Here is a 13,121-nt window from a genome sequence, read left to right as displayed (position 1 = left end):
AGGGAGCCGGACATGCCCGTGGATCCGAACGCCGCCACTCAGAGCTTCCCTCCGTCCCAGCCCGCCCACCGCGGCCCGGGCGCCGCCCGCTTCCTCGTCCCCGCACTGGTCGCGGCCGTGGTCGCGGTGGGCCTCGGAGCGTACGGAAAGGTGCACGACCCGGCCGGGACCGCCTTCAACCTGGCGGGCTTCAGCAGTACGGGCGCGGTGAAGTCGTGGCTGGCGACCACGGCGTTCTTCTTCGCACTCGTGCAGCTCGTCTCCGCACTCATGATGTACGGCAAGCTGCCGGGCCCGAGCTGGGCGCCGGTGCTGCACCGCTGGTCGGGGCGGGTGGCGTTCCTGGTGGCGGTGCCGGTCGCGGTGCACTGCCTGTACGCGCTGGGCTATCAGACGTACGAACCGCGCGTGCTGTGGCACTCGCTCCTGGGTTGCTTCTTCTTTGGTGCATTTAGTGCCAAAATGCTCTTGCTTCGTGCGGAGCGACTGCCTGGCTGGCTGCTGCCGATCGTCGGCGGACTCGTCTTCGCGGTGCTCACAGGCATCTGGCTGACCTCCGCCCTCTGGTTCTTCCGTACGTTCGGAGTGACGACATGACGATCCGCCCGACACGGCGCACCCTTCTCGGGACGGGCGGCGCGGTCGCGCTTCTCGCCGGGTGCAGCAAGTACGGCGACAGCAACAACAGCTCCAGCCAGTCGACGTCCGGTACCCCGTCCGGCAGCCCGTCCGGCACGGCGTCCGCCACGGCGTCCGGCGGCGCGGCCGCCGGGCCGGAACTGGCCAAGACCTCCGACATCCCGGTCGGCGGCGGCACGATCTTCAAGGACGAGAAGGTCGTGGTGACCCAGCCCGAGCAGGGCGAGTTCAAGGCCTTCTCGGCGGTCTGCACGCACCAGGGCTGCACGGTGAGCACCGTCTCGGACGGCACCATCAACTGTCCCTGTCACGGCAGCAAGTTCCGCATCACCGACGCCTCCGTGGCGGCCGGCCCCGCGCCGCGTCCGCTGCCTGCCGAGAAGATCACGGTGGAGGGAAATTCGATCCGCCTGACGTGAACGGACACGTACGCTCCGTCCATGCCCGAGACAGACCCGGACCTGGGCGCGCGCCTGGTCCGCCACCACACGATCTACTCCTGCGTGATGGGCTCGCGCGCCTTCGGTCTGGCGACGGACGGCAGCGACACGGACCGCCGAGGCGTGTTCCTCGCCCCCACTCCCCTGTTCTGGAGCTTCGCCAAGCCGCCCTCGCACGTCGAGGGCCCGGCGGAGGAACAGTTCAGCTGGGAGCTGGAGCGCTTCTGCGAGCTGGCGCTGCGGGCGAACCCGAACATCCTGGAGTGCCTGCACTCACCGCTGGTGGAGCAGGCCGACGCGACGGGCCGTGAACTCCTCGCCCTGCGCGAGGCGTTCCTCTCCCGCCAGACGCACGAGACGTTCGCGCGCTACGCCCTGAGCCAGCGCAAGAAGCTGGAGGCCGACGTGCGTGCCCACGGCGCCCCGCGCTGGAAGCACGCCATGCACCTGCTGCGCCTCCTGACGAGCTGCCGGGACCTGCTGCGCACGGGCTCGCTGACGATCGACGTGGGCGACCGGCGCGAGCCCCTCCTCGCGGTGAAGCGGGGCGAGGTCCCGTGGCCCGAGGTCGAGTCCCGGATGACCCGCCTGGCGGCGGAGACGGACGAGGCGGCCCGGCACACCCCGCTGCCCGCGGAACCGGACCGACGCCGCGTCGAGGACTTCCTGATCCGCACCCGCCACGCCTCAGCCCTCCAGGCGCACCCGGACGACGAGGTCGTGCAGGGCGTCGTACGCGGTCGGGGCGTCGGGCAGCCGTGAGGCGCCCTCCGCCTCGTCCAGCAGCCCGTGCAACCGCTCCACATCGAGCCGTACGCGCGCCTGGTCGACATCGGCGGCGCCGTGCTCCCGTTCCGCCTTGGCCGCGATGAGCTCCGGCAGCCAGCCGGGAGCGTCGACCTGCCCGACGAGCGTGGGCAGGTGGGCCTGCACCTCACCGCTGCGCATGAGGTGGATGCCGGTGAGCAGCACGCGGAAGGTGTAGAGCAGCGGCTTGAGTTCACCGGTCTTCTTGAACAGCCGCCACTGCGTCGTCGCGAAGCCCCGGTAGTGGTGGGCGTGGTGACGGGTCAGCACCCCGGGAGCCAGCTCGGCCAGCTCCCGATGCGCGTCGCTGGTGTGCACGACGAGCGGCGACAGCAGCTGCTCCAGCACATAGCCGTTGCGCCGCAGCATCAACCGGACGAACTTGCGCAGATCGTGCGTCACCAGGTCCATCTCGACGCCGTCCCGGTCCCACATGCGCGACCGGGTCTCCGTCGGCTCCCGCAGCCCGACCAGCTCGGCCGCCGGCAGCAGATGGGCGCCGCGCAGATCGATGTCCGAGTCGCGCGAGGGGAAACCGTACAGGTGCGCTCCGGAGACGGTGGCGAACAGCACCGGGTCGGGCTGCGCCGCCACCACGGGCGCCAGGTCGATGTCGAGGGCGTCAAGCATCCGTCAAGCGTCCCAGAGCGCTCCGAGCGTCTGCAGATCACCCCGGTACTCGATGCGGTCGGCCCATTCGGTCGGCCAGGCGTCGACGCCGAGGTGGGCGCCGGCGAACGCGCCCGTGAGGCAGGCGATGGAGTCCGAGTCGCCGGAGGTGCAGGCGGCCCGGCGCAGGGCGGTCAGCGGCTCCTCGGGGAAGAGGAGGAAGCACAGCAGACCGGTGGCCAGGGCCTCCTCCGCGATCCAGCCCTCCCCGGTGGCCAGGCAGGGGTCGACCTCGGGCGACACGGTGCACACGGCCTGCTGGAGTCGGCCGAGTATCTCCAGGCACTCGTCCCAGCCACGCGCGATGAAGTGCTCCGGCGTGGGGTCCTGGCTGAAGGTCCACAGGTCGCCGAGCCAGCGCCGGTGGTAGCGGGTGCGGTTCTCGTACGCGTACGAGCGCAGCAGCCCCACCAGTCCGGTCGGCTCGACTCCCTGGACGAGCAGGCGGACCGCGTGGGCGGTCAGGTCCGACGCGGCGAGCGCCGTGGGATGGCCGTGGGTGAGCGCGGCCTGCAACTGCGCGGCACCGGCCCGCTGTTCGTCGCTCAGGCCGCGGACGAGACCGACGGGCGCCACGCGCATGTTGGCCCCGCACCCCTTGGAACCGATCTGGCTGGCCAGCTGCCAGGGACGCCCCTCGGTCTTCAGCAGGTTGCAGGCGACCAGGCAGGTGCGGCCCGGGGCGCGGTTGTTCTCGGGCGACTCGTACCAGGCCACGAACTCCTCGCGCACCGGCCGTTCCATCCGCTGCGGCTCGAGCAGCCCGCGGTCCATCGCCGACCGCAGTCCCCGCCCCAGCGCCAGCGTCATCTGTGTGTCGTCCGTGACGATCGCCGGGCTCGGCAGCTCCATCTCCCGCCACGGGCCGCACTTGGCGAGGATCGACGGCACGTCGTTGAACTCGGTCGGGAAGCCGAGCGCGTCTCCGAGGGCGAGCCCCAGCAGGGAACCGGTGGCGGCGCGTTTCGTGAGGGTCGTGGTGGTCATCAGGGCCGTCCTTCCGAAGTGGGTCGCAGCAGGGGCGGGTGCAGGGTGGTCGCACCGCCTGCGCGATAGAGCGCGGCGGGCTTTCCGCGGCCGCCGGTCAGGCGGGCGGCGCCCGGGATCTGTTCGACGAAGCCCGGCGTGGCAAGGACCTTGCGCCGGAAGTTGGGCCGGTCGAGCGCGGTGCCCCACACGGTCTCGTAGACCTGCTGCAACTCGCCGAGCGTGAACTCGGGCGGACAGAAGGACGTGGCGAGACACGTGTACTCGAGCTTGGCGCCGACGCGTTCGTGGGCGTCGGCGAGGATCCGGTCGTGGTCGAAGGCGAGCGGGCCGAGGGCGTTGTAGCGCAGCCACTGGGCCTGCGCCGCGTCCCCTCCGCCGTGCGGCTCGGGAGGGTCCGGGAGCAGCGCGGTGTACGCGACGGAGACGACCCGCATCCTCGGGTCCCGGTCCGGTTCGCTGTAGGTCCGCAGCTGCTCCAGATGGAGCCCGGTCAGATCCGCCAGGCCCGTCTCCTCGGCCAGCTCGCGCCGGGCCGCGGCCTCCGCGGACTCGTGCGGCAGCACGAACCCGCCGGGCAGCGCCCAGCGGCCCGCGTACGGCTCCTGTCCCCGTTCCACGAGCAGCACCTGGAGCACGCCCGCGCGGATCGTGAGGACGGCCAGGTCGACGGTGACAGCGAAGGGCTCGAACGCGTGCTTGTCGTAGCCCTCGGGGGCACGGCCGCCGGGTGCGCGTGGAGTGTTCTCCGATGCGCACATGCCCGCCCCCCGCCCCCGTTGACAGCCGCGCCTTGACAGCCACGGCTTAATAGTCACTTCGACCAATAGTCATCTCGACTATAAAGAGGCCGGGCGGGATATGACAAGCCGCGGGCGCCCGGAAAATCCGGACGCCCGCGGCTCGGCAGACGTGATGAGAACAGCGGGGCTACAGGTCGACCTCGCCCATCAGCATGCCGACCTCGGTGTTGGACAGACGGCGCAGCCAGCCCGACTTCTGGTCGCCCAGGGTGATCGGCCCGAAGGCGACGCGCACCAGCTTGTCGACGGGGAAGCCGGCCTCGGCGAGCATGCGGCGCACGATGTGCTTGCGCCCCTCGTGCAGGGTGACCTCCACGAGGTAGTTCTTGCCGGTCTGCTCGACGACCCGGAAGTGGTCCGCCTTCGCGTACCCGTCCTCCAGCTGGATGCCGTCCTTGAGCCGCTTGCCCAGGTCGCGCGGGATCGGGCCCACGATGTGCGCGAGGTAGACCTTCTTCACGCCGTACTTGGGGTGGGTCAGCCGGTGCGCCAGCTCGCCGTGGTTGGTGAGCAGGATGACGCCCTCGGTCTCGGTGTCGAGCCGCCCCACGTGGAAGAGCCGCGTCTCGCGGTTCGTCACATAGTCACCGAGGCACTGCCGGCCCTCCGTGTCCTCCATGGTCGAGACGACACCGGCGGGCTTGTTCAGCGAGAAGAACTGGTACGACTGCGTGGCCACGGTCAGCCCGTCGACCTTGATCTCGTCCTTCTCCGGGTCGACGCGCAGCCCCTGCTCCAGGACGATCTCGCCGTTGACCTCGACCCGGGCCTGCTCGATCAGCTCCTCACAGGAACGCCGCGAACCGTAGCCCGCGCGCGCGAGCACCTTCTGCAGGCGCTCACCCTCCTGCTCGGCGCCCGGGAAGGTCTTGGGCGTCTTGACCTCCGGCTTGCCCGCGTACCGGTCCCGGTTGCGCTCCTCGGCCCGCGTCTCGTACTCACGGGAGCGCGCGGGCTCCGTACGGCCGCCGCGCTGCCGGCTCTGCTTGGGGCCGCCCTTGGCACCGCCACGCGCCGCGTTGCCGCGCCCGGCCTTCGGGCCGTCCTGGGTGGCGCCGGGGCCCACGTCGTAGCGGCGCTCCTCGGGGCGGGGCTTGCTGGGGCGACCCTGCCCCTGCCCCTGCTTCTGGTCCCTGTCGTTGCCGGCGCCACGGTAGTTACCGCGTCCGCCGCTCTTGCCGCTGCCACTGCTTCGCATCAAAGTTCCGTCGTCGTCGGGTCGTCTGTCTCCGGTGCGTCCGGATCGAACGACGGCACACCTTCCTGCGTCTCGGCCTCGATCGCGTCCGCCTCGGGGAGGAAGGGCGCGAGCTCCGGGAGCTCGTCCAGGCCACGCAGGCCCATTCGCTCCAGGAAGTAGTTCGTCGTCCTGTACAGGATCGCACCTGTTTCGGGTTCCGCGCCCGCCTCCTCGACCAGACCGCGTTGCAGGAGGGTGCGCATCACCCCGTCACAGTTCACTCCACGCACGGCGGAGACCCTCGAACGGCTGACCGGTTGACGGTACGCGACCACGGCGAGCGTCTCCAGCGCCGCCTGGGTGAGCCGGGCCTGCTGGCCGTCCAGCACGAAGCGCTCCACGGCCGTCGCGTACTTTGGCCTGGTGTAGAACCGCCACCCACCCGCGATCAGCCGCAGCTCGAAGCCGCGCCCCTGCCCGGTGTATTCGTCGGCCAGCTCGCGCAGCGCATCCGCGATCTGCCGCTTGGGCCGCTCCAGGATCTTCGCGAGGTGCTCCACGGTGGCGGGCTCGTCCACGACCATGAGGACGGCCTCCAGCGCGGGCTTCAGATCGAGCCCCGCGACGCTGTCGAGGTCCGCCGCGACTTCGGTGATCTCCTCGCTCACGCCTGGTCCTCCTTGGCTTCCTGGGGCGGTCGGTCGAACTCGTCGGTGACTTTCGGCTGCTCGCCGTCCTCGCCGCCGGTCCAGCGCACCATCAGGTCGCCGAGCGCGGTCTCCTGGTCGAGGGCGACGGCCTTCTCGCGGTACAGCTCCAGCAGCGCGAGGAACCGGGCGACGACGGTGAGCGTGTCGTCCGTGTCCTCGACGAGTGTGCGGAAACTGGCCTCGCCCAGCTCCCGCAACCGGGCCACCACGATCCCGGCCTGCTCCTGCACGCTGACCAGCGGGGCGTGGATGTGGTCGACGTACACCTGCGGCCTGGGCTTCGGCTGCATCGCCTTCACGGCGAGCTTGGCGAAGCCTTCCGCCCCGATGCTGATGACGACCTCGGGCAGGAGCTCGGCGTGGTGCGGTTCGAGTCCGACGGTACGTGGATACCGGCGGGCCTCCTCCTCCACCCTGCGGTTGAAGATGTCGGCGATCTGTTTGTACGCGCGGTACTGGAGCAGTCGCGCGAACAGCAGGTCCCGCGCTTCGAGCAGCGCGAGGTCGGCCTCGTCCTCGACCTCGGCCGTGGGCAGGAGGCGGGCGGCCTTGAGGTCGAGCAGCGTGGCGGCGACGACCAGGAACTCGGTCGTCTGATCGAGGTCCCAGTCCGGTCCCATGGCCCGGATGTGCGCCATGAACTCGTCGGTCACCTTGGAGAGCGCGACCTCGGTGACGTCGAGCTTGTGCTTCGAGATCAGCTGGAGCAGCAGATCGAAGGGGCCCTCGAAGTTCGCGAGCCGCACCTTGAAGACACCGTCACCGGCCTCCTCGGGCCCGCCCGACCCCGGCGGGGACGCCGGGAGGGCGGGAGACGCGGGGTGCTCGGCTTGGGGCTCGCGCGGAGCCGACGACGCGGGGTGCTCGGCCTCGGGCTCCCGGAGCGCCGACGACGCGGGACGACCGGCCTCAGACTCCCGAGGAGCCGACGGCGCGGGTTGCTCGGCCTCAGACTCCCGAGGGGCCGACGGCGCGGGTTGCTCGGCCTCGGGCTCCCGGAGCGCCGACGACGCGGGACGACCGGCCTCAGGCCCCCGAGGGGCCGGCGGCGCGGGGGGATCGGCTTGGGGCTCGGGTGGAGCCGGAGGCGGGGCCGCCTCCGCAGGCTCCGCCTCCGGTTCGATCTGCTCCACCGTCGGCGCAGGCGCGGGCGGCGCCTCCACGGGTGGTTCCGCGGACGGCGCCACGGGCGGTTCCGCGGGCCGTTCGACGGCCCCGGGCCCCCGTCCCAGCACACGCCGACGACCGGCAGGGCCGGAAGCGGGGACCGAGGGGTCGTACGAGGTCATAGCCCTCGCAGGCTACCGCCTACCGCCCACGCAGCCGGCGTACCAGAATGCTCGCGTCCCCGCGGGACTCCAGATCCGCGAGCACCACGGCGACCGCCTCGCGGACGATCCGCCCGCGGTCGACCGCGAGCCCGTGCTCACCCCGGAGCACCAGACGTGCGTGCTCGAGATCCATCAGTTCCTCGGCGGACACGTACACCGTGATCTTCTCGTCGTGCCGCTCCCGTCCGCTGGGCCGCCGTCCGCCGGACCGCCCGCGCTTGCGCGGCTGGGCCTGCGGCTGCGACGAGGGCGAGGCAGAACCTTCCTGCGGCGGCTGACGCCGCCCGGAGCGCTCCGCGCCGCCGGACCGCGTACGGGACTCCCCCGCCTCCGCCTCGGCGGTGTCCGCCGCGACGTGTTCGTCACCCTCGCCGTCGCCGCCCTGCACGGGCACCGAGACCGGCGTGTTCTCCGCGGCGGCGGCGGCGTCGCTCTCGCCCGCCGGAGCCGGCACTCGGGCCTCGCCGTTGGCCTGGCGCCTGGGGGTGGACGCCTGGAGCCCCATTCCCCCGGTGGTACGGAACAGTTCGTCGGCCCCCGGCAGACTCACTCGGCGTGACACCGGGCGAGCACCTCCCTGGCAAGCTGGCGATAGGCGGCGGCGCCGACGGAGTTGGAGGCGTACGTCGTGATCGGCTCACCGGCGACCGTGGTCTCCGGGAAGCGCACGGTCCGGCCGATCACCGTGTGGTAGACGTGATCGTCGAACGCCTCGACCACGCGCGCGAGGACCTCACGGCTGTGCACGGTCCGGGAGTCGTACATCGTGGCGAGGATGCCGTCGAGCTCCAGCTCGGGGTTGAGCCGCTCCTGGACCTTCTCGATGGTCTCGGTGAGCAGCGCGACACCGCGCAGCGCGAAGAACTCGCACTCGAGCGGCACTATCACCTTGTGAGCGGCCGTCAGGGCGTTGACGGTGAGCAGACCGAGCGAGGGCTGACAGTCGATCACGATGTAGTCGTAGTCGGCCATCAGGGGCTTGAGCGCACGCTGGAGCGTGGACTCGCGCGCGACCTCGGAGACGAGCTGCACTTCGGCGGCGGACAGGTCGATGTTGCTGGGCAGCAGGTCCATGTTCGGGACCGCTGTCTTCAGGAGCACCTCGTCGGCCGCCATACCCCGCTCCATGAGCAGGTTGTAGACGGTGAGGTCGAGCTCCATCGGGTTGACGCCGAGACCCACGGACAGCGCGCCCTGCGGGTCGAAGTCGACGAGCAGGACCCGGCGGCCGTACTCCGCGAGGGCGGCACCCAGGTTGATGGTCGACGTCGTCTTGCCGACGCCGCCCTTCTGGTTGCACATCGCGATGATCTTCGCGGGACCGTGGTCGGTCAGCGGGCCCGGGATCGGGAAGTACGGCAGCGGGCGGCCGGTCGGGCCGACGCGCTCACGGCGCTGGCGGGCAGCGTCGGGCGCGAGCGTGGCCGCGTACTCGGGGTCGGGCTCGTACTCGGCGTCGGGGTCGTAGAAGTGCCCCTCGGGCAGTTCGTCGTAGTCGGCGAAGTGGGTGCGGTTCTCGCCACTTCCGTTGCCGGCCATGGCGTTCACGTGATGGCCATCCATGCTCGGGTGTGCTGTCTGAGTCATCCGGGGACTCTTGTGGGCTGCGAAGGTTCGGACAGCGACGGAGCCGACAGCCTCGAGCCCCGTGGGGCCCTGGCCCCGCGCCGGCATTCCTGGTTGACCACCCCCGGGAGTAAATGTCGACTCATTCACAAGTCGTCTTACCTCCTTGGTGACCAGGAAACTTCTAGATAGGTCAGCGTGGCACCATGCCGACGATTGGCGACTCTATGGCGTGTCACCGGTCCGCAGCAACACAATCCGCCGGACCCGACCCGATGTGTCGGCGACCGAACATCCCTCTGTCAAGGGCGTAAGGGCGTCGCACGGCAGGTTTCACGGGTGTGCGAATCGGTCGAAGAGTTACGTTCGCGGCGAGTTGATCGAGTGTCGCAAAGTGACCCGACACACACCCGGCCGGGCCTTGTCGAGCAAGGTCCGGCCGGGTGCGCGGTGTTGACGACCTGTGTTGACGTATCGCCTTTTGTCAGCTCGGAAGTCGACTCCCAGGTCGACTCAGGAGCCGAGAAGTCGACTCCTCGCCACGCCGGGACTCAGCCGAGCAGGGACTCGATCTCGACGTACTCCAGGCCGAGCGACTCCGCGACCTCGCGGTAAACGACCTTGCCGTCATGGGTGTTGAGGCCCTTGGCGAGCGCGGGGTCACGGCGCAGCGCCTCGGCCCAGCCGCGGTTCGCCAGTTCCAGGATGTACGGCAGCGTGGCGTTGGTCAGCGCGTACGTCGAGGTGTTGGGGACGGCGCCGGGCATGTTGGCGACGCAGTAGAAGACCGAGTTGTGGACCCGGAAGGTCGGCTCGGCGTGCGTGGTCGGACGGGAGTCCTCGAAGCAGCCGCCCTGGTCGATCGCGATGTCGACAAGGACACTTCCGGGCTTCATCCGCGAGACCAGCTCGTTGGTGACCAGCTTCGGGGCCTTCGCACCCGGGATCAGCACCGCGCCGATGACGAGGTCGGCCTCGAGGCAGGCCTTCTCCAGCTCGAAGGCGTTGGAGACGACGGTCTGGATCTTCGTACCGAAGATCTTGTCCGCCTCCTTGAGCTTGTTGATGTCACGGTCGAGCAGGGTCACCTGGAAGCCCATGCCGATGGCGATCTGCGCGGCGTTCCAGCCGGAGACGCCGCCGCCGATGACGACCGCCTTGGCGGGGAGCACACCCGGGACACCGCCCGGCAGGACACCACGGCCGCCGTTGGCGCGCATCAGGTGGTAGGCGCCGACCTGCGGGGCGAGCCGGCCCGCGACCTCGGACATCGGGGCCAGCAGCGGCAGGGCGCGGCTGGGCAGCTCGACGGTCTCGTACGCGATCGCCGTGGTGCCGGACTCCAGGAGGGCGTCCGTGCACTCCTGGGAGGCGGCCAGGTGCAGGTAGGTGAAGAGCGTCTGGTCCTTGCGGAGGCGGTGGTACTCCTCGGCGATGGGCTCCTTGACCTTGAGCAGCAGGTCGGCGATGGCCCAGACCTCGTCGGCGGTCGGAAGGATCTGCGCGCCGGCGGAGACGTACTCGTCGTCCGTGATCGAGGAGCCGACGCCGGCGTTCTGCTCGATGAAGACCTGGTGGCCGTAGCGCACCAGCTCGTGCACGCCTGCGGGGGTGATGGCCACCCGGAACTCGTTGTTCTTGACCTCGCGGGGGATGCCGACCTTCACGTCGATCACGGTCCTTGGCTCAGGGGGTGTGGGGTATTGCATGACATACCCGGATGCATGGGGGCACACCGGGAGACACCGCAGGAGAAGGTGCGGCAGAGCCAGTCTAATGAAGGTGTTCCCGCTGTCTAGCCTTTCAATGCATCAATCTTTGCTGGATGCACTGCGGATTTCGCAGGCGTTAGGGGCTTGTTCCGCACCTGAGTCGCTCTCCAGGAGCTCTTCTCCCAGCATCCGCTCGGCCGCGCCGCGGTGCAGCTTGGCCGCCGCGGGGTCGCCGAGGTGCTCCAGGGTGTCGGCCAGCCGGAGCTGGAGCGCGGCCTGCAGACGTACGTCGTCGGCCCGGCGCGCCCACTCCACGGCCTCCTGGCAGGTGCGCAGCGACTCCTCGGGGCGGCCCGCGTACTCCTGGACCCGGGCCAGCTCGCTCAACGCCCGCGCCTGGGCCGCCACATCGCCGTTCTTGCGGTGCCCGGCGACCGCCGAGCGCCAGTTGCGCAGCGCCTCGCCGTAGCGGCCCGCATAGGTGTGCGCGGTGGCGATACGGCCGTACAGCCGCGCCGCGTCCACGCGCTCGTCGCGCGCCAGCCGCTGGGCCAGCGCCCGGCCGTACCAGTCGGCGGCCCGGTCGTAGTCCCCGAGTTCCTGGTGGGCGCCGCCTACGGATTCCATCGCGCGGCCGGTCGCATACGGATCGTTCGCCTCGCGGCCGGCGTCCAGCGCGGCCCGGTAGCGGGCGAGGGCCTCGGTCGTGCGGCCGGTCCGCGTGTCCAGGTCGGCGAGGTTCAGCAGGGCCGCGGCCTGCTCACGGGGCAGGTTCCGGCGCTCGGCGACGTCGAGGACCAGGCGGTGGATGCCGTACAGCTCCGGCGCCGACGCCTGCGTGCCGAAGTGGGCGACCATCGCGCGCACCAGCTGGGACATGAGCCGCCGGGCCAGGGTGTCCAGCTCCCCGTCGGCGACCGCGCTGCGAGCGGCGGCCAACAGCGCGGGCTGCCGCACGCGCAGCCAGTCGGCGGCCGCCCGGGGGTTCGGGAAGCGCAGCGTGCGGGGCATCCCGAGGAGCTTCTCGCGCGCCTCGATGCTGTCCGTCTCGGTGATGGCCCGGCAGGACTGCAGCAGCCGCACGGTCCGCTCGAGCATCCGGGCGCGGGCCAGCTGAAGCTCGGCGGGACGCTCCCGTGACTCGGCGAGGGCGCGCAGCAGCGGCAGCAGGGAGCCGGGCACCTCGTACTGTGGCAGGGGGGATTCCAGCAGCCGCACGAGGCCGAGCGCGGCGAAGTCGTCGAGGGTCGTGTGGGCCGCGCTCACCGAGCAGCCGGCGAGCGCGGAGGCGGTGTGCGGGTCGACGAGGCCCGCGGGGGCGAGGGAGAGCAGGCGCAGTATCCGCTGGGCGGTGGCCGGCAGCCCGGCGTAGGCGAGCCGGAAGAGGCGTGCCGTCGGCGGGCCCTCGTCGCCCTCGGAGCGCAGCTGCTTGGCGAGGTCGGCGACGGCGGCCTGGGGGCGGGCGGCCAGCCAGCTCCCCGCGAGGACCAGGGCGAGGGGCTGGCCGGCGCACTCCTCGACGAGCCCTTCGGCGGCTCGCGGGTCGACGGTGATGCGCACCGCCCCGGTGAGGCGGCCCAGCAGCTCCAGCGCGGACTTCGTGTCGAGGCCGCCCAGGGTGCACGGCCGGACGTCCGCGATGCCGGTCAGGGGGCCCTCGGAGACGGCCACGACCAGGCAGTCGGGGGTGCCGGGCAGCAAGGCGTCGACCTGCTCGGCGGCGGCCACGTCGTCGAGCAGGAGCAGCGTCCGGCGGTCGGCGAGGGCCTCGCGCAGCGCCTCGGTGAGGTCGTCCTCGGCGGCGCCGGGGGGCGTGGCCACCTCCAGGGCCGCCAGCAGCTCGCGCGCCGTGCGCTCGGTCGGGACGGGCGTGCCGTCGGGCTCGGTGAGCCGGGCGCGCAGCACCCCGTCCCGGTAACGGTCCGCAACCTGTCGTACGAGCTCCTCGGCGAGCGCGGTGCGGCCGGAGCCGGGCCGGCCCGCGATGAGCAGCACCCGCGCGCGGGGGGCCTTGCGGCCGGAGAGGGTGTCGAGACCCGCGCGCTCGATGTCGGCGCGGAGTTCCTTCAACTCTCTTGTGCGGCCGAGGAACTGACTGACCGTGGGAGCGGGGGCGGCAGCGGGCCGCTGCTCGTTTCCCGGCAGCTGAGAGCCGCCTGTGTCCACCGCCTGATCCGTCACGGGTCACGCTCCCGTCCCACTGCGCACACGGGCCCGCCGGGACTCCGGTCGGGTCGTTTTCAGAGCCTAGTTCACGCTCTGCGACGATTCCGGCGG

13 protein-coding genes are annotated in these 13,121 nt (G+C 71.3%); 3 read left to right on the top strand and 10 right to left on the bottom strand.

Features of this window, described 5'->3' with window-relative positions:
* Nucleotides 1–12 precede the first annotated feature (12 nt).
* From GTY58_RS33860 to GTY58_RS33850, 3 genes are read left to right on the top strand one after another with little or no spacing between them, the layout of a single operon-like run.
* Nucleotides 13–597, top strand: coding sequence for a DUF6529 family protein (locus tag GTY58_RS33860; protein WP_010987918.1), 585 nt, complete (start codon nt 13–15; stop codon nt 595–597).
* Nucleotides 594–1,058 (top strand): Rieske (2Fe-2S) protein, encoded by a 465-nt coding sequence (locus tag GTY58_RS33855; RefSeq protein WP_010987917.1) that lies wholly within the window; start codon nt 594–596, stop codon nt 1,056–1,058. Before GTY58_RS33860 ends, GTY58_RS33855 begins: the two co-directional genes overlap by 4 nt.
* Nucleotides 1,059–1,079: 21 nt before the next feature.
* Nucleotides 1,080–1,841, top strand: a complete 762-nt coding sequence (locus tag GTY58_RS33850; protein ID WP_010987916.1) for a nucleotidyltransferase domain-containing protein — start codon at nt 1,080–1,082, stop codon at nt 1,839–1,841.
* On the opposite strand, the gene GTY58_RS33845 is transcribed toward GTY58_RS33850, so the two are convergent.
* From GTY58_RS33845 to GTY58_RS33800, 10 genes are all read right to left on the bottom strand, one after another.
* Nucleotides 1,767–2,516: a nucleotidyltransferase domain-containing protein gene (locus GTY58_RS33845; protein ID WP_010987915.1), complete on the bottom strand. Its 750-nt coding sequence runs from the start codon at nt 2,514–2,516 to the stop codon at nt 1,767–1,769. The two genes, GTY58_RS33850 and GTY58_RS33845, sit on opposite strands and share 75 nt — an antisense overlap.
* 3 nt (nt 2,517–2,519) lie before the next feature.
* The gene (locus GTY58_RS33840; protein ID WP_010987914.1) at nt 2,520–3,542 is read right to left on the bottom strand and encodes an ADP-ribosylglycohydrolase family protein; all 1,023 of its coding nucleotides are present in this window, start codon (nt 3,540–3,542) and stop codon (nt 2,520–2,522) included.
* Nucleotides 3,542–4,303, bottom strand: coding sequence for an NUDIX domain-containing protein (locus GTY58_RS33835; protein ID WP_010987913.1), 762 nt, complete (start codon nt 4,301–4,303; stop codon nt 3,542–3,544). Before GTY58_RS33835 ends, GTY58_RS33840 begins: the two co-directional genes overlap by 1 nt.
* Before the next feature lie 169 nt (nt 4,304–4,472).
* A complete protein-coding gene (locus tag GTY58_RS33830) occupies nt 4,473–5,543 on the bottom strand; it encodes a pseudouridine synthase (RefSeq protein ID WP_010987912.1) in 1,071 nt (356 codons plus the stop codon).
* Entirely contained in the window at nt 5,543–6,193 is a 651-nt protein-coding gene (gene scpB / locus GTY58_RS33825; protein ID WP_010987911.1) for an SMC-Scp complex subunit ScpB, read from the bottom strand. The genes GTY58_RS33830 and scpB overlap by 1 nt, the downstream gene beginning before the upstream one ends.
* A complete protein-coding gene (locus tag GTY58_RS33820; protein WP_078936611.1) occupies nt 6,190–7,524 on the bottom strand; it encodes a segregation/condensation protein A in 1,335 nt (444 codons plus the stop codon). Before GTY58_RS33820 ends, scpB begins: the two co-directional genes overlap by 4 nt.
* Before the next feature lie 19 nt (nt 7,525–7,543).
* Nucleotides 7,544–8,128: a hypothetical protein gene (locus GTY58_RS33815; protein ID WP_010987909.1), complete on the bottom strand. Its 585-nt coding sequence runs from the start codon at nt 8,126–8,128 to the stop codon at nt 7,544–7,546.
* Nucleotides 8,113–9,240, bottom strand: coding sequence for a ParA family protein (locus GTY58_RS33810; protein ID WP_078234541.1), 1,128 nt, complete (start codon nt 9,238–9,240; stop codon nt 8,113–8,115). Before GTY58_RS33810 ends, GTY58_RS33815 begins: the two co-directional genes overlap by 16 nt.
* A 443-nt stretch (nt 9,241–9,683) precedes the next feature.
* Nucleotides 9,684–10,799 carry an alanine dehydrogenase gene (gene ald / locus GTY58_RS33805; RefSeq protein ID WP_010987907.1) on the bottom strand — a complete coding sequence of 372 codons (1,116 nt, stop codon included), beginning with the start codon at nt 10,797–10,799 and terminating at the stop codon, nt 9,684–9,686.
* A gap of 144 nt (nt 10,800–10,943) precedes the next feature.
* A complete protein-coding gene (locus GTY58_RS33800; RefSeq protein ID WP_010987906.1) occupies nt 10,944–13,025 on the bottom strand; it encodes a tetratricopeptide repeat protein in 2,082 nt (693 codons plus the stop codon).
* Nucleotides 13,026–13,121: the final 96 nt, after the last annotated feature.

Source organism: Streptomyces sp. SID5469, assembly GCF_009862865.1.
GTDB lineage: Bacteria > Actinomycetota > Actinomycetes > Streptomycetales > Streptomycetaceae > Streptomyces > Streptomyces avermitilis.
The sequence above is the reverse complement of the archived record's forward strand: the minus strand, read 5'-3'. Positions and strand labels throughout refer to the sequence as shown.

Excerpts from the sequence above, each read along its gene's own strand:
- GTY58_RS33840 (WP_010987914.1), bottom strand. The coding sequence starts at position 3,542 with ATGACCACCACGACCCTCACGAAACGCGCCGCCACCGGTTCCCTGCTG.
- GTY58_RS33820 (WP_078936611.1), bottom strand. The coding sequence starts at position 7,524 with ATGACCTCGTACGACCCCTCGGTCCCCGCTTCCGGCCCTGCCGGTCGT.
- GTY58_RS33835 (WP_010987913.1), bottom strand. The coding sequence starts at position 4,303 with ATGTGCGCATCGGAGAACACTCCACGCGCACCCGGCGGCCGTGCCCCC.
- GTY58_RS33845 (WP_010987915.1), bottom strand. The coding sequence starts at position 2,516 with ATGCTTGACGCCCTCGACATCGACCTGGCGCCCGTGGTGGCGGCGCAG.
- GTY58_RS33860 (WP_010987918.1), top strand. The coding sequence starts at position 13 with ATGCCCGTGGATCCGAACGCCGCCACTCAGAGCTTCCCTCCGTCCCAG.
- GTY58_RS33830 (WP_010987912.1), bottom strand. The coding sequence starts at position 5,543 with ATGCGAAGCAGTGGCAGCGGCAAGAGCGGCGGACGCGGTAACTACCGT.
- GTY58_RS33855 (WP_010987917.1), top strand. The coding sequence starts at position 594 with ATGACGATCCGCCCGACACGGCGCACCCTTCTCGGGACGGGCGGCGCG.
- GTY58_RS33810 (WP_078234541.1), bottom strand. The coding sequence starts at position 9,240 with ATGCCGGCGCGGGGCCAGGGCCCCACGGGGCTCGAGGCTGTCGGCTCC.
- GTY58_RS33850 (WP_010987916.1), top strand. The coding sequence starts at position 1,080 with ATGCCCGAGACAGACCCGGACCTGGGCGCGCGCCTGGTCCGCCACCAC.